The sequence below is a fragment of the Micrococcus sp. TA1 genome, from assembly GCF_014199555.1.
Classification (GTDB): Bacteria; Actinomycetota; Actinomycetes; order Actinomycetales; family Micrococcaceae; genus Citricoccus.
The window spans coordinates 1,413,610-1,439,652 of record NZ_JACHNW010000001.1 but is presented as its reverse complement, the minus strand read 5'-3'; the positions used below and the strand labels follow the sequence as shown (position 1 = coordinate 1,439,652).

Here is a 26,043-nt window from a genome sequence, read left to right as displayed (position 1 = left end):
CCGGCGCACAACCTACCCAGCATGAACAGCAGGCGGTCCGCGGACCGCAGGAGGGAGCAAGGGCGTGGAAGTCCTTATCGTGCTCATCGTCGTAGCGGTCCTGGTGGCCATCATCCTGATCCGGGCGGTGCGGATCGTGCCCCAGGCGCGGGCCGGCATCGTCGAGCGCCTGGGCAAGTACCAGAGCACCCGGGGGGCCGGGCTGACGCTGATGATCCCGTTCATCGACCGGATGCGGCCCCTGATGGACATGCGGGAACAGGTGGTGTCCTTCCCGCCCCAGCCGGTGATCACGGAGGACAACCTCGTGGTGTCCATCGACACGGTGGTGTACTTCCAGGTGACCGACGCCAAGGCGGCCACCTACGAGATCAACAACTACATCCACGCGGTGGAACAGCTCACCACCACCACGCTGCGCAACGTGGTCGGCGGCATGAACCTCGAGGTCGCGCTGACGAGCCGTGACTCGATCAACAACCAGCTGCGCGGGGTGCTGGACGAGGCCACCGGCAAGTGGGGACTGCGGGTCTCGCGCGTGGAACTCAAGGCCATCGACCCGCCGCACTCCATCCAGGACTCGATGGAGAAGCAGATGCGCGCCGAGCGGGACCGCCGTGCCGCCATCCTGACCGCCGAGGGCACCAAGCAGGCCGAGATCCTCACCGCCGAGGGTGAGCGCCAGGCCGCGATCCTCGAGGCCGAGGGTGACGCCCAGGCCCGCATCCTGCGTGCCAACGCCGAGGCGGAGGCCATCCACGTGGTGTTCGAGGCCATCCATGAGGGCCGCCCGGACCCGGACCTGCTCGCCTACAAGTACCTCGAGACGCTGCCGAAGATCGCCGAGGGCGAGTCGAACAAGGTGTGGGTCATCCCCGCGGAGCTCACGGACGCCCTGGGCCGGATGGGTTCGGCCTTCGGCGGCTCCGGCTCGGCGGAGTCCGCCGTGCAGGACCTGGACGGCGGATCGTCGAGCGGAGACGATGACGGCGAGGCCGACGCCCGGCCCCGGGGCCGCCGGCGGGAACCGCGACCGACCACCGCCGCCGAGCTGAGCGAGGCCGGCCAGGGCCTGGGCGCCATCACGGACACCCCACTGGAGGAGGCGCTGGCGGCGCCGGCGATCCTGGAGGACGAGCACTCGGCGACCGCCGAGCGCGCCCTGCAGGCCTCGACCTCCCCTGCGGACGCGCCCACCATGCCGCGGCGTGCCCCCGGGGGGACGGACGCGGTCAGCCCGGAGGGCCGGATCGGCGAGGGCGGGAACAAAGATGGGTCCTGAGGCGTTGGCACCCTCAGATCCCCCCGCCGGACCGGCCGAGGTACCCGACGGTGCACGGTAGACTGGTGGGTCGACGTCGTACCGCCCCGATGGGGGCCGGAAGGAGACCGAATGAGCGACCGCAGCCTGCGCGGCATGCGCCTGGGCGCCCAGTCCATGGAGTCCGAGTCCGGAGTGGAGCCAGCCCCGCGTCAGCGGGTCGAGTACCGCACCGAGGACGGTGAGCAGGTGTTCGTGGTGTTCGCCACGGACGCGGAGATCCCCGCCACCTGGACCTCGAAGACCGGCAAGGAGGCGCTCCTGGTCGACGGCGAGAAGCCGGACCAGACCGACGCCAAGCCGGTCCGCACCCACTGGGACATGCTCCTGGAGCGGCGCAGCATCGAGGAGCTCGAGGAGGCCCTGGAGGGCCAGCTGAACAAGCTCCGCGAACGCCGGGGCGAGAAGACCAGCTCCTGACCGGTTGCTGAGCGCCGGGACGTCCCGGACCGCCCGGCAGCAGAGGCCCGCATCGCGATCGATGCGGGCCTCTGCTGTTCCCTGCGCCGGGTCCGGCGCCGGGCGCCTTCCGGGGCTCAGCCGCCGAACCGGGCCTTGAGGACGTTCCACCGGGCCTGCAGGCCCCACTGGGTCACCGAGACGACGGCCTCGGTGATGATGTTCCCGCTCATCTTGGACTCGCCGTACTCGCGTTCCACGAAGGTGATCGGCACCTCGGTGATCCGCTTGCCCAGCAGCGCCGTGCGGAAGGTCATGTCGACCTGGAAGCCGTAGCCCTTGGACTGGACGTCGTCCAGGTCGATCGCGCGCAGCGTGTCCGCACGGTAGGCGCGGTAGCCGGCGGTGACGTCGGTGAGCTTCAGGCCGAGCATGATCCGGGGGTACAGCGAGCCGCAGGCCGAGATGAGCTTGCGGTGGGCCGGCCAGTTCACCATCTTGCCGCCCGGGACGCGACGGGAGCCGATCACCAGGTCCGCGCCGTCGACGGCCTCGAGCAGCCGGGGCAGCTGTTCCGGCTGGTGGGAGCCGTCGGCGTCCATCTCCACCAGCACGTCGTACCCGCGCTCCAGGCCCCAGCGGAAGCCGGCGATGTACGCCCCGCCCAGCCCGTTCTTCTGGGTCCGGTGCAGGACGTGGACCTGCGCGTCCGAGGAGGCTGCATCATCGGCCCACTGGCCCGTGCCGTCCGGCGAGGCGTCGTCCACCACCAGCACGTCCGACTCCGGGACGGCCACGCGCAGTCGATCGAGGGTGCGGGGCAGTGACTCGATCTCGTTGTACGTGGGGATGATGGTGAGCACGCGCATGCTGGAGAAGTCCTTCGGGTCGTCCGGGGGCATTGGCAGTCAAGTATAGGGGTGGCCGTCGGGGAGGGGACGGCCGGGGGGCTCAGGACCGGTGGGCGAGGGCGCCGTCCACGACCGTGGCCACGCACCGCGGGGCCGCGGTGCCCTCCTCGAGGACCGGAAGCAGCGGGGTCCCGGCGCGGGTGTCGGTGCTCCAGGCGGCCACGCGTCCATCCGGTGCCTGCACGCTGAGCGCCTCCGTGGCCCAGATGCCGAACGTGGCCGGAGCGGACGGTGCGATCCGGCCGGCCGTCCCGAACCGGTCGGCGACGGCGGCGGGCAGCGCGCGCAGCCCGGCCCGGGTGGCGGCGGTGAAACCGGCCCGGGCGGAGATCCGCTGGTCCGGGTCCCCGTGCTCGAGGCAGGCCCGGATGGCCGACCAGAGGTCCCCGGGCCCGGCCCCGGTGCCGAGGCAGACCGGAACCCCCCGGGCGAGCAGCGAGGCGACGGGCGCGAGGATGGCACCGGTGGCGTCCGGGACCACGGTCACGGACACGCCCAGGCGGGCCAGGTGCTCGATCGTGGACTCCGCAACGGGGCCGTTCCACGCGACGCGGTGCCGGGCCCGCCCGGTGGCGGCCTGCCCCTGGGCATCGGCGGCCCCGGCGACGGCGGCGATCACGGCCTCCAGGCCCTCGGCGTCCTCCGGCAGGAAGTACACCTGGACGCCGGCCTCGGTGGCCACGCCGGCCAGATGGGCCGCGGCCCCGGCATCCAGCCCCTCCGGCCCCACGCCGGCGGCCAGTCCGGCCACGGCCGTACCCCCGGTGTCGCCCTCCCCCGCCGCGACGCGGGCCTCCTGGAGGGACCGGGGCACCCGGTCTGCCTCGACCGGCCGGTAGGTCACGGTGGCGGCGCCGTCGCCCCTGACGGAACCCGCAGTGCCGGCGGTGCCGACGGTGCCGATGGCCACCGAGAGGAACACCCCCGACGACGCGGGGTCGGCACCGGTGGCCGGGCCGAGCGAGTCCACGAAGGCGGGGACCACGAGGGCCTCATCAAGGTCCACGACCTCCCAGTCCGCCCCGGCGCGCAACCGCATCTGGTCGGCGGTGTCATCGGTTCCGACCCAGGCGACGGACCCGCCGTCCACGAGCACGGCCGTGGCGTAGGGGTCGGACGCGGAGTGAATGGTGCCGTTGACGTAGAGAGTGGTCATCCGTCCAGCGTATCCACACTCGAGTACGCGACCACGCCGCGGCGGATGAGATCCACGGCACGCTGGCACTGGCGCGGCAACCCGGGGTGGCCCGGCACCTTGGAGAGCTGGTCCAGCAGGTCGACCACCTGGCGGGCCCACCGCACGAAGTCCCCCGCGGCGAGGTCCGTGCCCTTGAGGGCGTCGCGCAGGTTCCGTCCCCGGGCCCACCGGTGGATGGGCCAGACCAGTCCGGCGTCCGGCTCGGGCGTCGGTTCGAGCTGGGCACCCCGTTCGGCCAGCTGGAGCTCGTACCAGTGCTCACCGGTGCGGTCCAGGACCTCCTGGAGCCGGGCGGTGGGCATCTGCGGGATGCCCACGGTCTCGTCGCCCTTGGCCTGGTAGACCAGCAGGGCCGCGAAGCCCGCCAGTTCCTCCGGGTCGAGTTCGCGCGCCAGGCCGTCCTCGAGCAACAGGGAGGTCAGCAGGTCCCGCTCACCGTAGATCCGGCGCAGCGTCTGGCCGGAGGCGGTCACCCCCGGGGACGCCGTGGTCCCGGCCACGGCGCCGGCCACCGCGGCCTCGGCGTCCACGTAACCGTAGGTGGTGAGCAGGCCGGTCAATCGGTCGAACGCGCGGGCGATCGTGTTCGTGCGCCCGGCGATGCGGGCGGAGAGCTGGTCCACCTCCTTGCGCAGCTTCCACCAGCGCTCGGCCCAGCGGGCGTGCTCCTCGCGGTCCCGGCACCCGTGGCAGGGGTGCCGCTCCAATTGCCGTCTCAGGTCCTCGACCCGTTCCCCGGCTCCCTCGTCCCGGAACCGGAAGCCCGCGGTGGACCGGCCACCGGGCGCCGGGCGGTGCTCGCGCAGGGCCGACCGCATGGCGGAGGCGATGTCCTTGCGCTGGCTGGGGGTCTTCACCTGGATGTTCTGCGGCAGCCTGGCCCCGGCCACCGGGTCCACGGGGGCATCGAGGTCCTCGGTGGAGATGCGGCGCAGCTGGGCCTGCTGGGTGATCACGCCGACCCGCGGGTTCGCCGGGTTGCCGGCGGGGAACACCACGACGACGGTGCCCAGCCGGCGTGGCCCGGGCACCTCGACGACGTCCCCGGGCAGCAGGTTGGCCAGGGACTCCTTGACCGCCCGCTGGCGGGCGCGGTGGCGGCCCTTGGAGGAGTCCTTCTCCGCCTCCGAGAGTTCCTTGCGCAGCCGGGCGTACTCGGTGAAGTCCCCCAGGTGGCAGGTCATGGACTTCTCGTAACCGGCCAGCGACTCCTCGCGGCTGCGGACCTCGCGGGCCAGGCCCACGACTGAGCGGTCCGCCTGGAACTGCGCGAACGAGGACTCCAGGATGGTGCGGGAGCGCTCGAGGCCGAACTGGGCGATGAGGTTCACGGACATGTTGTAGGTGGGCCGGAACGAGGAGTTTAGCGGGTAGGTCCGGCGCGAGGCCAGCCCGGCCACGGCGGCCGGATCCAGTCCGGGCCGCCAGAGCACCACGGCGTGGCCCTCGACGTCGATCCCCCGGCGTCCCGCCCGCCCGGTCAGCTGGGTGTACTCCCCCGCGGTGATGTTGACGTGGGCCTCGCCGTTGAACTTCTCCAGCTTCTCGATCACCACGGTGCGGGCCGGCATGTTCACGCCGAGGGCCAGGGTCTCGGTGGCGAAGACGACCTTGACCAGGCCGGCGCCGAACAGCTTCTCCACGACCTCCTTGAACGGCGGGAGCATACCGGCGTGGTGGGCGGCGAAGCCCCGGGACAACCCGTCCCGCCAGCCCCAGAACCCCAACACGTCCAGGTCCTCGGGCGGCAGCGATCCGGCGGCCTCGTCCACCACGGACTGGATCTGCTGCTTCTCTCCCGGAGTGGTCAGGTCCAGTCCGGCCCACAGGCACTGCTCCACGGCACCGTCACAGCCGGCGCGCGAGAAGACGAAGGTGATGCAGGGCAGCAGGCCCTCGCGTTCCAGGGTGCGGACCATGCCGGGACGGGACACGCGCAGGTCGCTGCGGGCGCGCTGCGGAGCCTCGTGACGGCCTCCGGCCGGTCCCGGCCCACCGGAGCCACCGCCGTCGTACCGCGTGGTGGTGACGTCCTCACGGCGTCCGTAACCCGGGGACGCCGTGTTCCGCTGTCCTCGGGCGGGCTTTCCCCCGCCCCTGCCGCGCCCCCGGGGCCCGCTCCCGCGGCCGCCCCGGCCGCCGCCGTACTGCTGACGGTTCGGCCGGCCCCAGTCGCTGCGTTCCTCCCGCCGTCGCTGGTCCTCGGCCAACCGGGCCAGCTCGGGGTTGAGCACGAGCTGACCGGTGGGCTGCGGGGTTCCCGTGGGGCCGGCGTCGGGATCGGCGGGGTCCCGCACCGGGGTGTCCGGGCCGATCTCGTCGAAGGCGACCTCCGTGGCGAACAGGTCGTACAGCTGGGTCCCGGCCATCACGTACTGCCACAGGGGCACGGGCCGGTGCTCGGAGACGACCACGGCCGTGGACCCGCGGACGGTGTCCAGCCAGGCCCCGAACTCCTCGGCGTTGGAGACCGTGGCGGAGAGCGAGACCAGCTGCACGTGCTCGGGCAGGTGGATGATGACCTCCTCCCACACCGCGCCGCGGAACCGGTCGGCCAGGTAGTGCACCTCGTCCATGACCACGAAACCCAGGTTGACGAGGGTGTCGGAGTCCGCGTAGAGCATGTTGCGCAGCACCTCGGTGGTCATCACCACCACGTCGGCGTGCGAGTTGATGGCGGTGTCACCGGTGAGCAGGCCCACCCGTTCCGTGCCGTAGGTGGCGACGAGGTCCTGGTACTTCTGGTTGCTCAGGGCCTTGATCGGGGTGGTGTAGAACGCCTTCTGGCCGGCGGCGAGGGCCAGGTGGATCGCGAACTCGCCCACCACGGTCTTGCCGGCCCCGGTGGGGGCGGCCACGAGCACGCCGTTGCCGGCCTCGAGCTCTCGGCAGGCCTGGTCCTGGAAGGGGTCCAGCGGGAAGTCCAGGGTGGCGGTGAACCGGCCCAGCTCGGTCTTCGCCTCGGCGGTACGGCGGCGGGCTGCGGCGTACCGCTCCGCGGGGCTCAGCCGGCCGGTGGTGTCATCCGCGGAAGGTGCCATGCACCCAGCCTAGGACATGCCCCTCCTGCGGTCCCCCCGGGGCGTGCGGGGTCAGAGGTCGCGCAGCGGCGTGGGCCCGGTGCCGAGGTAGTCCTCGTTGGCCTGCTCGAGCCGCGCCGTGCGCCGGGCCCGGCGCCGGTCGTTGATCAGGCAGATGACGATGGCCACGCCGAAGAGCAGCACCAGGGGGATGGCCAGGTAGAACATGGTCATCGCGTCGGACCCCGGCGCGGCCAGGGCGGCGATCAGGGCGATGACGAAGACCGTGATGCGCCAGTGCTTGAGGATCTGCCGCCCGGGCAGCACCCCGAGCATGTTCAGGCCGACCAGCACGACGGGCAGCACCAGGGCCACCCCGAAGGCGAGGAACAGCCGCAGCACGAACGGGATGTACACGTCCGCGGTGATGACGTTCGCCGTGCCCTCCGGGGACAGGCCCACGAAGAACTGGACGGCCTCCGGGAGCACGAGCCAGCCCAGCCCGACGCCGAGGACGAACAGCGGGACGGCCGCGGCGATGAAGCCCAGCGCGTAGCGCTTCTCCTTCTTCTTCAGCCCGGGGACCACGAAGGCCCAGAGCTGGTAGAGCCAGACGGGGCTGGAGATGACCACGCCCACGAAGAGCGCGACCTGCAGCATGATGTCGAAGGGCTGGCCCACGGCGCTGAAGGCCACGGTCACGATCCGCCCCTCGTCCGAGAGCCGGTGGACCGGGTCGATCAGGGCCGAGAAGAACGGCTGGTAGATGATGAACCCGACGATGGCGCCGAGCAAGAGCCCGATGCCGGCGATGATCAGCCGGTTGCGCAGTTCCCTCAGGTGGTCCTTGAGGGGCATCTGCCCGTCGGGGTTCTTCCTCCGGGACACGCGGACGCGCCGGGAGCGGCCGGCCTCGGAAGCGGTCGACATGGAGTGCGGACCGCCCGCCTACTTCTGGTCGTCGGAACCGGAGGTGCGGCGGTCGCCGGCGCGCGGGGCGTCGGCCTGGCCACCGTCGACGATGCGGCCCTCGACCGGGGCGGAGCCGTCCTGGCCCGTGCTCCTGCCGTGTCCGTCGTCGTCCTTCATCTGCTTGACCTCGGACTTGAAGATCCGCATGGACTGCCCGAGGTTGCGGGCCATTGCGGGCAGCTTGGGTGCTGCGAACAACAGCAGCACCAGGGCGATGATGATGACGAGCTGCCATCCCTGGAGTCCGGCGAACATGAGGACGTCCTTTCGATTGAACGGTTCGAGTCTACGGCACGGGGCTGGGCGGGGACGCCTCGGGCACGTCATAACCGGCCCTGGCCTCCGCGAGCCAGCCGGTCACCGCGTCGACGAGTGATGCCGGTGACAGCACGCGGAATTCACCCCCGTGCCGGGCGGCCTGGGCGCGCGCGTAGTCCGCGGAGGTGAGACGAACCTCGGCCACCACGGACCCGTCCGCCAGCGTGGCCGTGCGCTCGGGGCGGAACCCGTCGGCCAGGTCCCGGATCCGGTGGGCGAAGAGCACGTGGGCGGTGCTCTCGGCGCCGTGCGGGGAGAACAGCGGCCCGTCCAGGGCCACCTGCCGCCCGGCGTGGATCTCCCCGGTCTCCTCGATCTCCCCGATCCGGTCGAGCCGGAAGTTGCGCAGCCCCTCCTGGTGCCGGCACCACGCCTGGAGGTAGCCGTGCCCGCCCTCGGTGGTGATCCGCAGGGGCTCGACCTCGCGCCGGCTCTGCTCGTCCCGCCCGGCGGCGTGGTACGTGATGGTCAGCACCCGGCGCTCCCGCACCGCGGCGTGCAGTCGCCCCGCCACCTCGGCGTAGGGGCCGAAGTCGAACCGGGCGTTGATGCCGTCCGCCGCGCGCTCCACCTCGGGGCCGGACGCGGCCACGATCTTGGCCAGCGCCGTCCGCGCGGCGTCACGCTCCTCCTCGGACAGTCCGGGGATGCCCGCGGAGGCGCGCAGCCCGACGAGCAGGGCAGCGGCCTCCGGGATGCTCAGCCGCAGCGGACCGGACAGGTCCTCCGCCTGGCTGATGCGTATCCGCCCGTCCTGGTCCTCGACCTCGAATTGCTCGCCGGCGAAGTACCGCTCGGGCATCCCGCAGAACTGGAGCTCCTGGAGGATCCTCTCCAGTTCCGCGTCGGTGACGTCGAGCCGCTCCGCCAGCTCGGTGCGGGGCATGGCCCCACGCTGGTTGATCAGCCCGATGACGTCCACCATGGTCGCGACCCTGTCCCGGTCACTGCGGCGGTTGCGGCGGCGTCGCGGTTCGGCCAGCTCATAGGGCGGGACGGGCAGCCGGTGGGCCGCCAGGGCACCGTCCAGCAGGCGCACGACGGCGTCGCGCACCGTGGCCGAGGTTGCCGGCACCCGCGCGGTGGGTCCGGCCGCGGCGACGGAGCCGGCCAGTTCGGCCGGGCGGGTGTATCCCAGGGTCACCCGGTCCCAGCCGTCAGGGGTGGTCCCCCGGGGCTCGGCGCCCAGGCGCAGCCCGACCGCCCGGCCGGGGCGCAGCTCCAGGTCCACCGTGGCCGGTTCCCGTTCACCGGAGACGAGGTCGCGCACGGCCTGCAGGTCGAAGCCCGCGGGGCGCCCGGGAGCCGGGCGTCCGCCGTCCGTGGCCGGGCGGGGTTCGGACTCCATGCGCGTGAGCCGGAACGTCCGCTGGGCCTGACGGTCGAGGTCCCAGCCGACGAGGTACCAGACGCCCGTGGGGTTGGTCAGGGCCCAGGCCCGCACGGTACGCCGGTGCGCCTCCGGCGCACCGGCGGTGCGGTAGTCGAAGGCGATGACGGACTGGCCCCGGACCGCATCGGCCAGGGCAGTGAGGGTGCGGTCGGCACCGGCCAGCCGGGCCCCGAAGGCCTCGTGGTCGGAGGTGGAGGTGGCCGCCACCCAGTCCTCCCCCGCATCGAGCCTGCCGAGCGCGCGGACCACGGCGCGGTCGACGTCGGAGCCCTGCCACGCCGAGCGGGCCCTGACCAGGGCGAGGCGCTCGGCGTTGGTGAAGTCGACGTGCGGCAGGTACATCTGCCCGGGGTCGATGCGGTAGCGCACCTCGTCGGCACGTTCCGCACCCTCCCAGTTCCCGGTCTCCTGGACCTCGTGGGCCCTGAGGGGCACCCCGATGTCCTTCAGGACCTCCTTGTCCCGGGTGAACATCTTCTCGAAGGCCTGCTCCGAGGTCGCGGCGGCATAACCGTCCACGTAGCGGCGCAGGGCGTCCTTCGTGACACCGCGGCGTTCATGGGCGAGCAGCAGCCACAGCACGGAGACGATGCGCTCCGTGGCCGGGGGCTGGAAGGCCGGATCCGGGGACGAGGGTGCGCTCACGCCGGGGATCAGCGGACGTCGACGAGGTCCACGACGAAGATGAGGGTCTCCCCGGGGCCGATCTCCGCACCGGCGCCGTTGTCCCCGTAGGCCAGGTGCGGCGGGATCTCCAGCCGGCGGCGTCCCCCGGGCTTCATGCCCAGCAGCCCGTCGTCCCAGCCCTTGATGACTTGGCCGACGCCCACCGTGAAGGGCAGCGGCTGTCCGCGGTTCCAGGAGGCGTCGAACTCGGCGCCGGTGGACCAGGCGACCCCGACGTAGTGGCACTCGACGTTGTCCCCGGCCTGCACGGCGGGACCGGAGCCCTCGATCAGGTCCTCGATGACGAGGTCCTCCGGTGGGGTCTCCCCCGGGAATTCGATCTCGGGGCGGGAACGGTCATAGTTGCGCTGTCCGAAGGACATGGGTGGGGTTCCTTCCAGGTGAGGGGGAGGTGCGTCAGCCCATCCTACTGAAGACTCGGCAGGGGGCCGGCCGGGCCCGGGACTACTCCGAGGCGGACGGGGAGGGCTCGGCGGAGGCCCCCTCCGTGGACTCGCCGGTACCGCCCTGGGGCTGTTCGTCCGGCTGGGCCGGGGGCATGGCGTGGATGATGTCGACGACGAAGACCAGGGTCTCCTTGGCCAGCTCGTGCTCGGAGCCGCCGTAACCCTTCGCAGGCGGCACGACGAGCAGGACCTGGGAACCGACCTTCTGGCCCTGCAGGCCCTCGGTCCATCCCTCGATCACGCCCGTCAGCTGGAAGCCGGAGAGCTCGTCCCGGGACCAGGAGGAGTCGAACTCCTCACCGTCGGACCACTTGATGCCCTTGTACTGGACGGTGACGTAGTCCTGGGCTCCCACCTCGGCACCATCGCCCTGGATGAGCGGCTGGACCACCAGGTCCTGGGGAGCCTTGCCCTCGGGCTTGGCGATGGTGGGCTCACCGGACTCCTCGTCCAGCGTCACCGCGGGCAGCTTCGGGTCGACGTCCCCGACGGACTCCCCGGTGGCGCGGGCCGGGCTCGCCCCGGCGATCTGGAAGACCATGAGCTGGTCACTGGCGCCCTGGCCCTGCTGCCCCGCGGGCATGAAGAAGGCGACCTGCGCACCGACCCGGTTCTGGTCGATCATGTTGTACAGGACCTCGTTCGCCTGCTTCAGCCCCTCCGTGAGGTGGACCGCCTCCGAGCCCTGGGTGAAGTTGTCCGCGGTGACCTCGCCCGTGGCGGGGTCCACCACGGCGGTCTGGACCATGGCGACGTCCCCCGGCTCGATCTCCTCGCCGTCCCCGTCCTTCAGGACGCGGGAGGAGACCTGGTCGGTCTCGATCTCCCCGTCCACGGTGACCTCCGGGCTCCCGTCCTCGGCGACCGAGAGCGAGACCGGCTTGAGGGCCTCCTTGTCTCCGGCGCCGCGCGCCTCCGGTTCGGCGCAGCCGGCCAGCAGCAGCGCCCCGGCCAGGGCGATCCCCAGGGGCGCGGCCGCCCGGAGACGGCGCGGGGACCGGGTCAGGGAGCGGGGTGCGGAACGGGGGGCGGTACCAGTCATGGGATCCTTCGGTAGTGCCAGCGGGCCCGCGGCGCGGTCGGCGCCGGGGAACCCTCTCCGGGGTGGGACCCGGACACTCTACTGTGCCACGTCACACTGGATGGATGCTGCACGCATCGCCGTCCCGGTGTCCCTCGGCCGGGGCGTGGTCCGGTGACGGGATGGACCGCAGCAGTTCGTCCAGCCGCTCGGACGAGGTCTGGAACGGGTCCTTGGTGGTGACGGTCAGCAGGGGCCGGTCGGAGAGCTTCAGGTGCGTCCAGTCCACCGCATAGGGCTGCCCGGACTCGCGGGCCGCCTGGATGAACCGCCCCCGCAGTGCGGCGCGGGTCGTGGCCGGTGGGGTGTCGACCGCCTGCCGGACGGCGTCGTCGTCCAGGAAACGGGCCGCCGCCCCGCGGGACTGCAGCAGCGTGAACAGGCCCCGCCCGGGGGTGATGTCGTGATAGGACAGGTCCAGCTGGGCCAGCCGGGCGGAGTCCCAGTCGAGCCCGTGCCGGTCGGCGTAGCGGGTCAGGAACCGCTGCTTGATCGCCCAGTCGATCTCGGTGTCGATGCCCGCGGGGTCCTGGCGCTCCACGGCGTCCAGGGCCCGTTCCCACAGGTCGAGCACGGCGTCGAGGCGGTCGTGGTGGGCCCCGTGCCGCTCGACGAACGCGGTGGCCTGCTCCAGGTAGTGCCGCTGCAGCTGCAGCGCGGACCGGCGCCGTCCCGAGCGCAGGGACAGCTCGGCGGTGCCGGTGAGGTCGTGCGAGACCTGGCGGATCGCCAGGATGGGGTTCTCCAACTGGTGGTCGCCCAGGGGCGTGCCGGCCTCGATCATCCGCAGCATCAGGTCCGTGGCGCCGAACCGGACCAGCTGGGTGGTCTCGGACATGTTCGAGTCCCCCACGATCACGTGCAGGCGCCGGTACTCCGCGGCGTCCGCGTGCGGTTCATCGCGCGTGTTGATGATCGGCCTCGAACGGGTGGTGGCCGAGGAGATGCCCTCCATGACGTGGTCGGCACGCTGCGAGAAGGCGAAGTGCGCGCCGTCCGGCCGGTCCCGGTCCAGGGTGCCCGGGTCGGTGTCCCCGGTCCGCGGCGCCACCACCTTCCCGGCCCCGGCGTACAGCTGCCGGGTGATGAGGAAGGGGATCAGGGCCTCGGACAGGCGGCGGAACTCGGTGCGCCGGTTCAGCAGGTAGTTCTCGTGGGAGCCGTAGGAGTTTCCGGCGGAGTCGGCGTTGTTCTTGTACAGGTAGATGGTGCCCGTGAATCCGTCCGCGGCCATCCGTTCCGTGGCCTGGTCGATGAGCTGCTGCATCATCACCTCGCCGGCCTTGTCCACCGCGACGAGTTCGTCCAGGGTGGAGCACTCGGCGGTCGCGTACTCCGGGTGGGAGCCCACGTCCAGGTAGAGCCGGGACCCGTTGGAGACGAAGACGTTCGAGGACCGTCCCCACTCGACGACGGGGCGGAAGAGGTAGCGGGCCACCTCCTCCGGGGTCAGCGGACGGGCTCCCGGGTGGGAGTAGTGCACGCCGAACTCGGTCTCGACGCCATAGATCCTGCGGTCCATGGGCGGTTACTGCCCGCCCTTCTGGACGAAGCCCTTGACGAACTCCTCGGCATTGGTCTCCAGCACCGAGTCGATCTCGTCCAGCAGGCTGTCCAGGTCGGTGGTGCCGGCCTGTGCGGAGCCGCCCGCGGGGGCCGGGGCCGGTTCCGGCGCCGGAACGTCCTCCTCGCGCTCGGACCTCGATCCGCTGTACTGCTGTGACATCATGCCTCCTGCGTCTGTCGGGTGCCCCCAGCCTACGCCCGCGGGTCCGCCTGGGCGCCGGACAGGGCCGCCAGCAGGCGGTCGAAGGACCCGGGTGCGGCGCCGTCGTCGTACACCCCGGCCATCTGCTGTGCCGTGGCCGAGAGCGGCTCGCGCTGATGGAAGCGGTACAGGCGGCCCTCGCCGTCCCGGCGCAGCAGCAGGGTGTCCCAGCTGGCGCCCACGACGTGCTGGCCGAAGACGCCCACCGTCCGGCCCCTCGCCCACGCACGGGTGTCCACCGGCGGGGTGTGCACGGCCCGCTGCACCGTCTCCTCCGGCACCAGGGTGCGCATCGAGCCCCGGCGGACCAGGGCGGCGTGCAGCCCCTTGTCCGGCCGCAGGTCGGCGTACTGCAGGTCCAGCATGCCGATGCGCGGATCGTCCCAGCCCACCCCGTGGCGCTGGCGGTAGCCCGAGAGCAGCTGGTACTTGGCCACCCAGTCCAGCCGGTCGGCCAGCGCGGCCGGATCCGAGCGGAGCAGCTCGAGGGTCTCCCCCCAGGCCTGCAGGACGTCCAGCGTGGCCGGGTCGGTCATTCCGAACCGCTCCACGTGCGCGGCGGCGGCGTCCCGGTACAGGTCCATCAGGTCCACGCCCGTGAGCCGGCGGCCGTCGGCCAGCCCGACCGTGGTGCCCAGGGTGGGGTCGTGGCTGATCGACTGCAGGGCCTCGACGGGGTCCCGCAGCTCGAGCACCGGGCACGTGCCCAGTTCGATCATGGACAGCACGAGTGCGGTCATCCCGCACCGCAGCCACGTGGCGTACTGCGACAGGTTGGCGTCCCCGATGATCACGTGCAGCCGCCGGTACCGTTCCTGGTCCGCGTGGGGTTCGTCGCGGGTGTTGACGATCGGCCGGCGGATCGTGGTCTCCAGGCCGACCTGTTCCTCGAAGAAGTCCGCCCGCTGGCTGATCTGGAAGCCCGGCGTGCGGCCGGTCGTCCCGATCCCCACCCGGCCCGCCCCGCAGACCACCTGACGGGCCGCGAAGAACGGGAGGAGCCGGGCCGCGAGTTCATCGAAGTCCAGGGCGCGGGTCACGAGGTAGTTCTCGTGCGCGCCGTAGGAGACGGACTTGTTGTCCGTGTTGTTCTTGTACAGCAGCACCTGGGGCTCGCCCGGGGCCTGGGCGATCCGCCGGGAGGCCGCCAGGGCCACCCGGTCCCCCGCCTGGTCCCAGACCATGGCGTCCAGCGGGTTCGTGGTCTCCGGCGCGGAGTACTCGGGGTGGGCGTGGTCCACGTAGAACCGGGCGCCGTTGGGCAGCACGAGGTTCATGACCAGGTGCACGGGGTTGCCGTCGTCGTCCGTCAGCGGCCGGTCGGTCAGCTGGGTGTGGTGGGCGGCCGAGCGGGGCAGCTGCCAGCCGCGGGCGTCCACCAGCGGGGACTCCTCCCCGTAGTCCCATTCGGTCCCGGCCACGGAGCCACCCTCGGCCGTGACCACGTCCGCGTAGGCGTTCACCACCTCGGTGGAGAGCACGGTGTGCCCCGCCCCGGGGTTGTCGGGGGCGTGCACGCCGAACTCGGTCTCCATGCCCATCACCCGGTGCACGCCCCAGCCGGCGGTGTCCCGACCGGCCGGCAGGACGGCGTCGTCCGGGACCAGCCCGCGCTGGCCGCGCCACGCGGGCGCGACGCCGGACGGTCCCCCCGGGCGTCCGGGTGCGGGCGGCACGTGGCTCACTCCGTCGCCCCCGGGGACCGGCCGTCGCCGTGGTCCTGGGCGGAGGGCAGCCGGTCGCGCACCAGCATCCGCAGGGAGGCCACGCGGCCGCCGCGGTGCCCGGCGATCCGGGCCCACTCCTCCGGGGAGGCGTTGTTCGGCAGGTCCTCCTGCTCGGCGAACTCCTCCTGGACGGCCTGCAGGAGGTGACCGGTGGTCAGGCCCTTGGCGGTCTCGTCCCGGCCGGCGGCGAGGTAGTCCTTGATGGCGTGCTTCTTGGCCCGGTCCACGATCGACGAGATCACGGCCCCGGAGGCGAAGTCGCCGAAGTGCAGGGTGCGGGTGCTGCCGTCCACGTAGGTGACCTCCACGTACTCGGTCTCCGGTCCGCGGCCGTAGAGGTGTGCCGTGACGGCCTCGATCATGGCGTCGACAGCGGCCTGGCGCCCCCCGGTGCGCTGGATCTCGCTGGCGTGCAGGGGCAGCCGGGTGGTGAGGTACTTGCTGAAGATGTCCGCCGCACCGGTGGCGTCGGGCCGGGAGACGTGGATCTTCACGTCCAGCCGGCCGGGCCGCAGGATCGCCGGGTCCAGCATGTCCTCGCGGTTGGAGGCACCGATGACGATCACGTTGTCGAGGCGTTCGACGCCGTCGATCTCGGCCAGCAGCTGCGGGACGATGGTGGTCTCCACGTCCGAGGAGATCCCGGAGCCGCGGGTGCGGAACAGGGACTCCATCTCGTCGAAGAACACCACCACCGGATAGCCGTCGGAGGCCTTCTCCCGGGCGCGGGCGAAGATCGTGCGGATGTGCCGTTCGGTCTCGCCCACGTACTTGTTCAGCAGCTCGGGGCCCTTGATGTTGAGGAAGTAGGACCGCGCCTCCTCCGTGGACCGCGCCGCCAGCGAGGAGGCGACGGCCTTGGCGATCAGGGTCTTGCCGGTGCCGGGCGGGCCGTAGAGCAGGATGCCCTTGGGCGCCTTGAGGCCGTGCTCGCGGTACAGGCCCGGGTGCAGGAAGGGCAGCTCGATCGAGTCGCGGATCTGCTCGATCTGCTCGCCGAGACCGCCGATGTCCTCGTAGCTGACGTCGGGCACCTCCTCGAGGACCACGTCCTGGACCTCGGTGAGCGGGACCAGGTCCAGGGCGTAGCCGGTGCGCGCGTCCAGGGTGACGGCGTCGCCGACCCGGACCCGCTCCGCGACCAGCCGTTCGGCCCGGCGGACCACGCGTTCCTCGTCGCCGCGGCCGACGACCACCAGCAGCCCCCCGTCCAGGGTCTCCTTGACCCTCACGAGCTCGCCGGTGCGCTCCCCCTCCACGACGGCCACGATCACGAGGGAGTCGTTGAGCAGCACGTCGCAGCCCTGGGTGATCCTGGCCTCGTCCAGCAGGGGCGAGACCGCCACCCGGATGCGGCGGCCGTTGTGCAGCACGTCCACCCCGCCCTGGACCGTCGCGGCGATCTCGACGCCCTCGACGGCCTCACGGGCCGGGTGCACCTGCAGGACGGTCGCGAAGCTGAACGGCGCTTCCCCGTCCATCTCCAGGGCCTTCTTCAGCACGGTGATCTCGTCGCGGGTGGTCTCCAGCAGGTCGACCATGCGGCGGTTGTTCCGCGAGGCCGTCTCCAGCTGGTACTCCAGCGTCCGGTTCTTCTCCACCAGGGTGGCCGAACGGCGCTTGGCGGCGTCCAGCTGGCTGGCCAGGGCGGGGTCCACCGCGCTCTCGGCGCCGGTGCCGGGCAGGGAATCGCTCACGAGTGCCTTTCCGGTCGAGGGGCTAGGGCGGGTGCCCCGTCGGCCTTGCCCGTCCATCCTAGGCGCGACGGGCCGGGCTCGTCCCTCAGAGGTCCTCGAGGTGGCGCAGCGCCCCGCGCTGTTCCATGGAGGCGGCCTCCTTGGCGGCCTTGCGGGCCTTCTTGTCCGTCACCGGTCGCTCACCCAGGGCCTGCGGGGTCCAGCGGGACTCGTCGGCCGGCTGCCACGCCTCGATGTCCTCGGCGGAGAACTCGGAGACCTTGGACCGCTTCTTCAGCTGCAGGGCCTCCTCGCCCGAGGCCAGCCGCCGGCAGGTGATCAGGAACCCGGTGTGGGCCACCATCCGGTGGTCGGGGCGCACGGCCAGGCCGTCCAGGTGCCAGCCCCGCACCATCGTCTCGGAGGCCTCGGTCTGGGTGAACCGGCCGTCCGCCCGGATGGCCTCGGCGACCCGGGATAGCTGGGTGGCGGTGGCCACGTAGTTGAGCCACACCCCGCCGGGGGTCAGCACGGTGGCCACCGCGTCCAGGCACTCCCACGGGGCCAGCATGTCCAGCACCACGCGGTCCACGCTGCCCGGGGCGTGCACGCGGGTCATCTCCTCCTGGGCATCGCCCAGGTGGATCTGCCACGCCGGGTGCTCGCCGCCGAAGAACGTCTGGACGTTGGCGCGGGCCACGTCCGCGAACTCGGGGCGCCGTTCGTAGGAGTGCAGTTCGCCGAGGTCACCGACGGCCCGCAGCAGGGAGATCGACAGCCCGCCCGAACCGACGCCGGCCTCCACCACCCGCGCACCGGGGAAGATGTCGGCCATCTGGACGATCTGGCCGGCGTCCTTGGGGTACACCACCGTGGCCCCGCGGGGCATGGACAGCACGAAGTCGCTCAGCAGCGGCCGCAGCACCTGGTAGTCGTGGCCCGCGGAGTTCTGCACCACCACCCCGTCGGGGCCGCCGAGCAGGTCGTCGTGGCGCAGCACCCCCTGGTAGCTGTGGAACTGGCCGCCGGGGGTGAGCGTGATGGTGTTCAGCCGCCCCTTGGCGTCCTTGAGCTGGACCCGCTGTCCGGGCCGGAGCGGGCCGCGGCGCTCGGAGGCGCCGGTCGGTCCGGGCCGGGCGGTGGACGGGCTGGTGGAGTCGGTCATGCGTTGCGGGTCTTCCTGGTGGAGGGGTGTGGCCGGTGTCTCAGCGCGTGCGGCCCGTGGTCAGCCACGCGACGACGTCGGGCTGGCGCAGGACGCCGCACACCGTGCCGTCGGGAGCCAGTACAGCGTATTCGGCCCCGTCCACCGCGGCGAGCCGGTCCACGAGGGGACGGCCGGCGTCGGTGGCGCGCACGATGGCTCCCGGCGCCAGCGCCCGCGCCACGGCCGCGGCGGGTACGACGGGCGCCTCGGTGTCCCGGACCGAGGCCAGGGCCGGCTCGTCGACGACGGCCTCCGGCACTCCCGCGGGCGAGACGAGGACCGCGCGGGCACCGGCCGGACGGTCCAGGACCTCGGCCACGGTGACGGTGGCCGGCAGGCCGACGGCCGGGTGCATGAGCTGGGCCGCGGTCAGGGTGGGAACCCGCAGTCTCAGCTGCGCCCCGCGGATCGCCTCCGTGGCACCGGTCCACAGGAAGTAGCCGACCATCACGAGGATGACGATCAGGGGGATGTCCGCCTGCCTGCCCTGCAGCAACGGCACCACCACGACGGCGACCACCAGGGCCGCCACGATGACCCGGCCGGCCCAGCCGGCGGCGATGGTGCCGCGGTCCTGGTCGCCGGTGATCGCCCACACGGCGGACTCGACGATGCGCCCGCCGTCCAGCGGCAGCCCCGGCAGGGCGTTGAAGATCGCCACCAGCCAGTTCGCGTAGGTGAAGATGCCCAGCAGCAGGCTCGCGACGCCGTCCGGCTGCCACGTGGCCATCAGGAGCTGGCCGGCCAGGGCCAGCACCACGTTGGCCGCCGGTCCGGCCAGGGCCGTGACGAGGGACTTGCCCGGGCTGGCCTGGAAGGCCCCGAACTGGGTGTGCCCGCCCCACAGGTTCAGCACGATCTCCGTGGTGGGCCAGCGGAACAGGCGGGCACTGCCGGCGTGGGCGAGCTCGTGGGCCAGGACGGAGAACAGCAGCAGGACGGCGTAGAGGAACGCGATCCCGTAGGCTCCCCAGCCCAGCTCGGGGAAGAGCCGGGCGACCTGCGGACCGAACAGCAGCACGACGAACAGGGCGATGAGCGACCAGCTCCAGGACAGGTAGACCGGGACGCCGAGCAGTCGTCCCAGCCGGAGCATGCCGCTGCGCTGCGGACCGGTGTCCGCACCGGCGGCCCGGGCGGGCCCGGTCACGGGGTGCTTCCGTGCGGGCCGCCGGCCACGGGTGCCAGGGGCCGGTCCGGACCGCCGGCCATCTGGCGGGCCACGCGTCCCAGGTCCGCCGGGAGGCGTCCGGCCAGCGAGGTCCAGTGCTCCCAGCGGGGATCGGCCGGCAGGGGCATCACGTGCGGCACGGCCACGACCGGCAGTCCCGCCGCGGCGGCGGACTCCAGGCCGGGCAACGAGTCTTCGATCGCCACGCACCGCGGTCGCTGCAGCCCGTCCACCCGGCGGGCCATGACGTCGAAGGCCGTGGCGTACGGCTCCGGGTGGGGCTTGCCGCGCAGCACCATGTCTCCGGTGACCAGGAACTCGAAGGACCCCGCGGGCATGGCCGCGGCGACGACGCCGGCCAGCGGCGCGTGGGACATGGTCACCAGGGCGCTGGGCACGCCCGCCGCGCGCAGTGCGGCGAGCAGCTCGCGGGCGCCCGGACGCCAGGGGACGGAGCGCTTGATGCCGTCGATGACATCGCCCATGGTGTGGCCGATGATCTCCTCCACGCCGAGGCGCACCCCGGCCTGCTGCAGCAACCGGGCGCCGTGGTCGAGTGCCTGGCCCACCAGCGACTGCGCGAGGGCGTGCGTCCAGGTGCCGCCGGCCTCCTTCACGAGGCGCCGCTGGCTCTCGTTCCACAGGGGCTCGGTGTCCACGATGGTGCCGTCCATGTCCCAGAACACGGCGGCGGGCATCGCGTCTGGACGGCGCCGGCCTGCGGCCTCATCAGGGGTGGACATGGCCTCCAGTCTACGGGGGCGCACGGCAGCGGGGCGGCAGGCTCACGTCTGGCACGGCCCTGACGCACGGGTCTAGGGTGGCTGTCATGGCGCAGGACGAGAAGAAGGACGACAGGAACCACCCCCGCGGGCTTCCCGACCACCTGGCCGGGTCCGTCTCCGGGCGTCGGCCGGTGATCCTCGTCGCCGCCTTCGAGGGCTGGAACGACGCCGGCGAGGCCGCCACCGACGCGATCGAGTTGCTGCGGCGACAGCTCGGCGCCTCGTCCGCCGGCTCCCTGACCGACGGGGACTACTACGACTACCAGTTCACTCGTCCCACCGTGGTGCGCGACGCCGACGGCCTCGGCACGCTGTCCTGGCCGCAGACCCGCATGTACCGCGCCACGACCGGGCCGGACGGCGTCGACCTGCTGCTGGTCAGCGGGGCCGAGCCCAGCTACCGCTGGCAGGCGTTCACCGCGGAGCTGCTGACCCACGCGGCCGAGCAGAACGTGGACGCGGTGGTGATGCTCGGGGCACTGCTGGCGGACGTGCCCCACACGCGGCCGCTGCCGGCCTCGCCGTCCAGCGCCGATCCCGAATTGCGTGAACTGCTCGGTGCGCGGCGCCCCACGTACGAGGGACCCACCGGAATCGTCGGGGTCATCACGGACACCGCCGCGCGGGCGGGCCTGCCGACGGTCTCGGTGTGGGCCACCGTCCCGCACTACGTCTCGCAGGCCCCCTCGCCGAAGGCCGAGCTGGCGCTGCTGCGCCGGCTGGAGGACATTCTCCAGCTCACCATCGACCTCAAGCCGCTCGCCGAGGACGCCCAGGCCTGGGAACGCGGGGTCAACGAGCTGGCCGGTGAGGACCCGGACGTGGCCGCCTACGTGGAGCAGCTCGAACGGGCACGTGACACCGAGGACCTTCCGGAGGCCACGGGCGAGGCGATCGCCCGGGAGTTCGAGCGGTACCTGCGCCGGCGGCGCCAGGACTGATCCCGCCGCAGGGCTGGCGGGTCGGCAGCCACCGGCGGTAGGGTTCCGGCGAGGACCGGAACACGCCATCGGCATCCTCCCGGTCACGGGTCCGATCCTCGCGCAGGCCGGTGTCGATGCCGTCTCAGGGACAGTCGTCCAGGTGCATCGACGAGAAGGGCTCACCCATCATCGCAGCGCGCTGACGCGCTGTCGGTTCTCGAGGGCGGAACACCTCTCCAGACCGAGAACCATCCCCCAGCCGACCCGGGACCTCGGCCTCACCCCCTCCCGTCACCGGCATCTCCCGGGCCTCCATTCCTGCCCTCGTCCCGCCCCGCGGTCACACCCGCAGCGGACCAGGGCACATCCGGCGACCGGTGGTCGTCAAGGAGCTGCATGACAGTGAAGACCTCAACGGCACGACGGACGATCCTGGGCGCTACGGCGCTCGTCAGCGCGGCGGTCCTGACGACCGGCGGCGGCCTGGCGGCCCCGCCCGCCATCACGGACAGGCCCTGGCTGGACCCCCGGCGCACGGCCCAGGACCGCACGGAGGCGTTGCTGGACGCGATGACGCTGGACCAGAAGATCCAGCAGATCGCCGTCTCGCGCTTCAACGAGAACGACACGGGTGATCCGGTGGTCATCAACCGGAGCGGGAACAATGCCTACCAGAACGGCGTCTTCCCGCCCCAGGGCACCCTGCCGGGCTGTGAGTGGCAGGACACGGGGCGGCAGATCCGCGGCATCGACGAACTGGGGATCCCGACCGTCCGGATGACCAATGGCGGCACGGGCGTCAAGGGCGGCTCGTGCGGCAACGACCCGCAGGCCACGGGCCTTCCCTCCACCCTCGCCCTGGCGGCGACCTTCGACCGCGGCCTCAACCTCGAGGCCGGGCGCATCCTGGGCGAGGAGACCAAGGCGTTCGCCCACCAGGTCATGCTCGGCCCGGGCATGAACCTGGTGCGCCACCCCTACGGGGGCCGGAACTACGAGTACTTCAGCGAGGACCCGTACCTCACGGGCAGCCTCGCGACCGAACAGGTCAGGGGCATCCAGGGCGAGGGCGTCCAGGCCCAGGTGAAGCACCTGGCCGGCAACGAGCAGGAGACCGAGCGGTGGACCATGGGCGTCCAGGTCCCCGCACAGGCCATGAACGAGCTCTACATGATGCCGTTCGAGATGACCGTGCAGGACGCCGACCCGGCGTCCGTGATGTGCTCGTTCCCGGACGTCAACGGCACCTACGCCTGTGACAGTCCCGAGCTGCTCCAGGACGCGTTGCGGGACGACTGGGACTTCGACGGCTGGGTCATGAGCGACCGGAGGGCGATCCATGACACCGCCGCCGCGGTCACGGCCGGGACGGGCGTCGAACTCGACTGGGCGCCGCAGTACTACACCCCGGCGAGGGTCAAGGCCGCCATCGACGCCGGGGCGGTCACCGAGGCCGACATCGACGAGCTGCTCCGGCCGCGGTACGTGGAGATGATCGGGTACGGCCACATGGACGAGCCCTATGACCGTTTCCGGCCGGAGATCGTGGACCTGGACGCCAACGGCGCCAGCGCCCGGCGGATGGCCGAGTCCGGTGCCGTGCTGCTGAAGAACGAGGACGGGTTCCTGCCGCTGGACGGCGAGACCACCTCGATCGCCCTGATCGGGGTGGAGTGGTTCGCCGGTGAGGCGAAGCTGTCCCCCCGGTCCGTCCGGGACAACAACGAGAATGTGGAGACGGCCTACACGGTGACCCCCCAGGAGGGCCTGGAGAACGTCATCACCGACCTCGGTCATGACACCCGCGTCACCTACGACGACGGCCGGGACCCCCAGGCGGCCGCCGAGCTGGCCGCGGCGTCCGACGTGGTGCTGCTGATGATCGGCGACAACCCCCACGAGACCGTGGACCGGCAGACCCTCGGCTTCCCCCCGATCGACCTCGACCCCTCCCGGGACGGTGAGGACTGGGTGGAGCAGGAACCGCTGATCGAGGCCGTCCTGGACGCCAACGCCGAGAACACGGCCGTGGTGCTCAAGACCTCCGGGACGGTCATCATGCCCTGGCTGGACGACGTCCCCGCCGTCCTGGAGGCCTGGTTCCCGGGCATGGAGGACGGCAACGCGGTGGCCGGCCTGCTCTACGGCGAGGTCAACCCCTCCGGCAAGCTCCCGATGACGTTCGGGACCACCGAACGGGAGGCGGCCTTCGCCACGCGGGAACAGTACCCCGGGACCCGCCAGGACACCGGGAAGCCCGGCGGCCCGGGTCCCTACGGTGACGGTTCCGACCAGTTGATCGCCCGGTACACCGAGGGCCTGGAGATGGGCTACCGCTGGTACGAGGCCCATGACGAGGAACCGGTGTTCGCCTTCGGCCACGGGCTGTCCTACACGTCGTTCGCCTACGACGGGCTCCGGGTGGGCCCCGTGAACGGCAACGGCGGCCTGGACGTCTCCTTCACGGTCACGAACACCGGCGAGGTGACCGGCGCGGAGGCCGCCCAGGTCTACCTGACCCTGCCGGACGAGGCCGGTCAGCCCGCGAAGCGCCTGGTCGGCTTCGAGAAGGTCACCCTCCGGCCGGGTGAGCGGACGCAGGTCTCGGTGCGGATCGGCGTGGCCGACTCCAACCACCCCTTCTCCTACTTCGCGCCCACCGACCCCGAGTTCCTCGAGAACTGGGCCGACGGCGCATGGACCACGCCCGACGGCCGCTACCGGGTCCATGTGGGCGGGTCCTCGGCGGACACCCCGCTGGAGCAGGGCGTGACACTGAGGTTCCCGGACCCGGCTGCGGGCGGCGGGGGAGCCTAGAGCTGGATCCCGAGCAGGGAGGTGACGACGGTCCGCACGTCCGGGGTCGCCGGCCCCGGGGCAGGGGCGGAACCGACCGTGCCGCGGGCGGCGGCACGGTCGGCCCAGGCGTCGAGTTCCGCCAGGGCCGCGGGCGCGTCGAGGTCTTGCGAGAGGCAGCGGTGCATCGCGGTCAGTACGGACACCCCGTCGCCGGACTCCTCGGCGGTCAGCGCCCGCCGCCACTGGGACAGGCGTTCGGTGGAGCGGCTCAGCTGGTCATCGGTCCACTCCCAGTCGCTGCGGTAGTGGTTGGCCAGCAGGGCTGTCCGGATGGCGGCCGCCTCCGCACCGTAACGGAGCAGCTCGGAGACCAGGACGAGGTTGCCGAGGGACTTCGACATCTTCTCCCCGTCCAGTCCGACCATCCCGGCGTGGACGAAGGCCTGCGCCAGCGGCTTGCCGTCTCCGGCCGTGGCGTGGGCGGCACTGAACTCGTGATGGGGGAAGCGCAGGTCAGACCCTCCGCCCTGGACCGTGAACGGGACCGGCAGCAGGCGCCGGGCGATCGCCGAGCACTCGATGTGCCAGCCCGGCCGGCCGGATCCCAGGGACCCGCCGTCCCAGGTCGGTTCGCCTGGCCGGGCCACCCGCCAGAGCAGCGGATCGAGCGGATGGCGCTTGCCGGGCCGGTCGGGGTCTCCGCCGCGTTCCGGGAACACCCGTTCCATCTCGGCGGCGTCCAGCCGGCCCACGCTGCCCAGCGTCCAGTGCGTGGCACTCTCGGCGGCCTCGATCGAGAAGTAGACGTCACCATCGGGGTCTGGGCCCGTGCCCGGCACGGTGTAGGCGGTCCCGTTGGCCACGAGCGCCTCGACGGCGCCCACCACCCAGTCCACGGTCTCGGTGGCCCCCACGTAGTGGTCGGGGGCCAGCACGTTGAGCGCCTCCATGTCCGAACGGAACAGCTCGGTCTGGCTGGCGGCGAGCTCGCGCCAGTCCACGCCGGTGGCCTCGGCACGCTCCAGCAGCGGGTCGTCCACGTCGGTGACGTTCTGCACGTAGGTCACCGGCAGGCCGCAGGCGCGCCAGTACCGGTTCAGCAGGTCGAAGGCCACGTAGGTGTTCGCGTGGCCCAGGTGGGTGGCGTCGTAGGGGGTGATGCCGCAGACGTACAGGGAGGCCTCGGCGAGGTTCCCGGGGTGGCGCTGCGACTGCGCGGCGGTGTCGTGGATCTTCAACCGGTCGGGCTGGACGGGCAGCAGTGCCGGCAGCGGCGTGTTCCAGGATTCCATGTGGGGCTCGGTGTTCCTCAGCTTCTCGGGGTTCAGGACAGGCTCTTCGGACGGTGGGTGGCGGTCAGGCGCTGATGACACCCAGGCCGAGCAGGATGTACAGCATCACGCCCAGGCCGATGCGGTACCAGACGAAGGGCTTGAACGAGTTGGTGGAGATGAAGCGCATGAGCCAGCCGATGACGACGTAGCCCACCACGAAGGCGACGACCGTCGCAACCAACGTCTCCCCCATTCCGTAGGCGCCCTGCTGGCCCGGTTCGGCGAGGGCCTTGAACAGCTTGTAGAACCCGGAGGCGAACACCGCCGGCACCGCCAGCAGGAAGGCGTAACGGGTGGCGGCCTCGCGGGTGTACCCCAGCGCCAGGCCCATGGTGATGGTCCCGCCCGACCGGGAGACCCCCGGGATCAGGGCCATCATCTGGGCGAGTCCGTAGAGGATGCCGTCGCGCACGGTCAGCTTCTCCAGCGGCTTGACCTGGCGGCCCAGGGAGTCGGCCACGGCCAGCAGCAGGCCGAAGACGATCAGGGTGGTGGCCACGATCCACAGCGAGCGGAACGAGGTGTCGATGTAGTCCTCGAAGAGCAGTCCGGCGAGGCCGATCGGGATGGAGCCGATGATGATCAGCCAGCCCATGCGGGCGTCGGGATCGTTGCGGGGCACGGAGCCGGTGAGGGAGCGAAACCACCGGGAGATGATCCGGACGATGTCCTTCCAGAAGAAGATCAGCACGGCCAGCTCGGTGCCGATCTGCGTGATGGCGGTGAACGCGGCGCCCGGGTCTGCGGCCCCCGGCAGGAACTCCCCGACGATCCTCAGGTGGGCGGAGGAGGAGATGGGGAGGAATTCCGTCAGTCCCTGGACCAGCCCCAGGATGATCGCTTCTAACCAGTTCACATCAGAGAACCCTACGGCACCACCGGGTCCTGACCGGGCCCGCGACCCTGC

At 72.1% G+C, this 26,043-nt stretch carries 21 protein-coding genes; 4 read left to right on the top strand and 17 right to left on the bottom strand.

Annotated elements, in window-relative coordinates; genetic code table 11:
* Positions 1–64 precede the first annotated feature (64 nt).
* Entirely contained in the window at positions 65–1,282 is a 1,218-nt protein-coding gene (locus tag GGQ69_RS06305) for an SPFH domain-containing protein (protein WP_370577119.1), read from the top strand.
* 111 nt (positions 1,283–1,393) lie between these two features.
* Positions 1,394–1,741, top strand: a complete 348-nt coding sequence (locus GGQ69_RS06300; RefSeq protein ID WP_183526001.1) for an RNA polymerase-binding protein RbpA — start codon at positions 1,394–1,396, stop codon at positions 1,739–1,741.
* Between the two features lie 116 nt (positions 1,742–1,857).
* Here GGQ69_RS06300 and GGQ69_RS06295 read toward each other — a convergent pair whose 3' ends face one another.
* From GGQ69_RS06295 to GGQ69_RS06225, 15 genes are all read right to left on the bottom strand, one after another.
* A complete protein-coding gene (locus GGQ69_RS06295) occupies positions 1,858–2,589 on the bottom strand; it encodes a polyprenol monophosphomannose synthase (RefSeq protein ID WP_183528360.1) in 732 nt (243 codons plus the stop codon).
* Positions 2,590–2,671: 82 nt separating this feature from the next.
* Positions 2,672–3,787: an amidohydrolase family protein gene (locus tag GGQ69_RS06290; RefSeq protein WP_183525998.1), complete on the bottom strand. Its 1,116-nt coding sequence runs from the start codon at positions 3,785–3,787 to the stop codon at positions 2,672–2,674.
* Positions 3,784–6,870 (bottom strand): RNA helicase, encoded by a 3,087-nt coding sequence (locus GGQ69_RS06285; RefSeq protein WP_183525995.1) that lies wholly within the window; start codon positions 6,868–6,870, stop codon positions 3,784–3,786. Before GGQ69_RS06285 ends, GGQ69_RS06290 begins: the two co-directional genes overlap by 4 nt.
* Before the next feature lie 51 nt (positions 6,871–6,921).
* Positions 6,922–7,779: a twin-arginine translocase subunit TatC gene (gene tatC / locus GGQ69_RS06280; RefSeq protein WP_255459431.1), complete on the bottom strand. Its 858-nt coding sequence runs from the start codon at positions 7,777–7,779 to the stop codon at positions 6,922–6,924.
* A gap of 18 nt (positions 7,780–7,797) precedes the next feature.
* Positions 7,798–8,076, bottom strand: a complete 279-nt coding sequence (gene tatA, locus GGQ69_RS06275; protein ID WP_183525992.1) for a Sec-independent protein translocase subunit TatA — start codon at positions 8,074–8,076, stop codon at positions 7,798–7,800.
* Positions 8,077–8,107: 31 nt separating this feature from the next.
* Complete coding sequence (locus tag GGQ69_RS06270; RefSeq protein ID WP_183525989.1) at positions 8,108–10,177, bottom strand: YafY family protein; 2,070 nt, start codon at positions 10,175–10,177, stop codon at positions 8,108–8,110.
* An 8-nt stretch (positions 10,178–10,185) separates the two neighbouring features.
* On the bottom strand, positions 10,186–10,581 hold the full coding sequence (locus tag GGQ69_RS06265; RefSeq protein ID WP_010142700.1) for an FKBP-type peptidyl-prolyl cis-trans isomerase: 396 nt from the start codon (positions 10,579–10,581) through the stop codon (positions 10,186–10,188).
* Positions 10,582–10,663: 82 nt separating this feature from the next.
* Positions 10,664–11,707 carry an FKBP-type peptidyl-prolyl cis-trans isomerase gene (locus GGQ69_RS06260; RefSeq protein ID WP_183525986.1) on the bottom strand — a complete coding sequence of 348 codons (1,044 nt, stop codon included), beginning with the start codon at positions 11,705–11,707 and terminating at the stop codon, positions 10,664–10,666.
* Positions 11,708–11,798: 91 nt separating this feature from the next.
* Positions 11,799–13,268 carry a Pup--protein ligase gene (pafA, locus tag GGQ69_RS06255; RefSeq protein ID WP_183525983.1) on the bottom strand — a complete coding sequence of 490 codons (1,470 nt, stop codon included), beginning with the start codon at positions 13,266–13,268 and terminating at the stop codon, positions 11,799–11,801.
* Positions 13,269–13,274: 6 nt separating this feature from the next.
* The gene (locus GGQ69_RS06250) at positions 13,275–13,475 is read right to left on the bottom strand and encodes a ubiquitin-like protein Pup (RefSeq protein WP_183525980.1); all 201 of its coding nucleotides are present in this window, start codon (positions 13,473–13,475) and stop codon (positions 13,275–13,277) included.
* A gap of 29 nt (positions 13,476–13,504) precedes the next feature.
* Complete coding sequence (gene dop / locus GGQ69_RS06245; protein ID WP_183525977.1) at positions 13,505–15,190, bottom strand: depupylase/deamidase Dop; 1,686 nt, start codon at positions 15,188–15,190, stop codon at positions 13,505–13,507.
* A 5-nt stretch (positions 15,191–15,195) separates the two neighbouring features.
* A complete protein-coding gene (gene arc / locus GGQ69_RS06240; RefSeq protein WP_183525973.1) occupies positions 15,196–16,938 on the bottom strand; it encodes a proteasome ATPase in 1,743 nt (580 codons plus the stop codon).
* An 85-nt stretch (positions 16,939–17,023) separates the two neighbouring features.
* Positions 17,024–18,082 carry a tRNA (adenine-N1)-methyltransferase gene (locus GGQ69_RS06235; RefSeq protein ID WP_010142693.1) on the bottom strand — a complete coding sequence of 353 codons (1,059 nt, stop codon included), beginning with the start codon at positions 18,080–18,082 and terminating at the stop codon, positions 17,024–17,026.
* A 40-nt stretch (positions 18,083–18,122) separates the two neighbouring features.
* Positions 18,123–19,274, bottom strand: a complete 1,152-nt coding sequence (locus GGQ69_RS06230; RefSeq protein WP_183525970.1) for a site-2 protease family protein — start codon at positions 19,272–19,274, stop codon at positions 18,123–18,125.
* Positions 19,271–20,038, bottom strand: coding sequence for an HAD family phosphatase (locus GGQ69_RS06225; protein ID WP_255459430.1), 768 nt, complete (start codon positions 20,036–20,038; stop codon positions 19,271–19,273). Before GGQ69_RS06225 ends, GGQ69_RS06230 begins: the two co-directional genes overlap by 4 nt.
* A gap of 86 nt (positions 20,039–20,124) precedes the next feature.
* Between GGQ69_RS06225 and GGQ69_RS06220 the strand changes: the two genes are divergently transcribed.
* Both GGQ69_RS06220 and GGQ69_RS06215 read left to right on the top strand, forming a co-directional pair.
* The gene (locus GGQ69_RS06220; RefSeq protein ID WP_010142690.1) at positions 20,125–21,021 is read left to right on the top strand and encodes a PAC2 family protein; all 897 of its coding nucleotides are present in this window, start codon (positions 20,125–20,127) and stop codon (positions 21,019–21,021) included.
* A gap of 378 nt (positions 21,022–21,399) precedes the next feature.
* Positions 21,400–23,820, top strand: coding sequence for a beta-glucosidase (locus tag GGQ69_RS06215; RefSeq protein ID WP_183525966.1), 2,421 nt, complete (start codon positions 21,400–21,402; stop codon positions 23,818–23,820).
* Here GGQ69_RS06215 and mshC read toward each other — a convergent pair.
* Both mshC and GGQ69_RS06205 read right to left on the bottom strand, forming a co-directional pair.
* Complete coding sequence (gene mshC / locus GGQ69_RS06210) at positions 23,817–25,094, bottom strand: cysteine--1-D-myo-inosityl 2-amino-2-deoxy-alpha-D-glucopyranoside ligase (protein WP_183525963.1); 1,278 nt, start codon at positions 25,092–25,094, stop codon at positions 23,817–23,819. The two genes, GGQ69_RS06215 and mshC, sit on opposite strands and share 4 nt — an antisense overlap.
* A gap of 64 nt (positions 25,095–25,158) precedes the next feature.
* On the bottom strand, positions 25,159–25,992 hold the full coding sequence (locus GGQ69_RS06205) for an undecaprenyl-diphosphate phosphatase (RefSeq protein WP_183525961.1): 834 nt from the start codon (positions 25,990–25,992) through the stop codon (positions 25,159–25,161).
* Between the last annotated feature and the right edge of the window lie 51 nt (positions 25,993–26,043).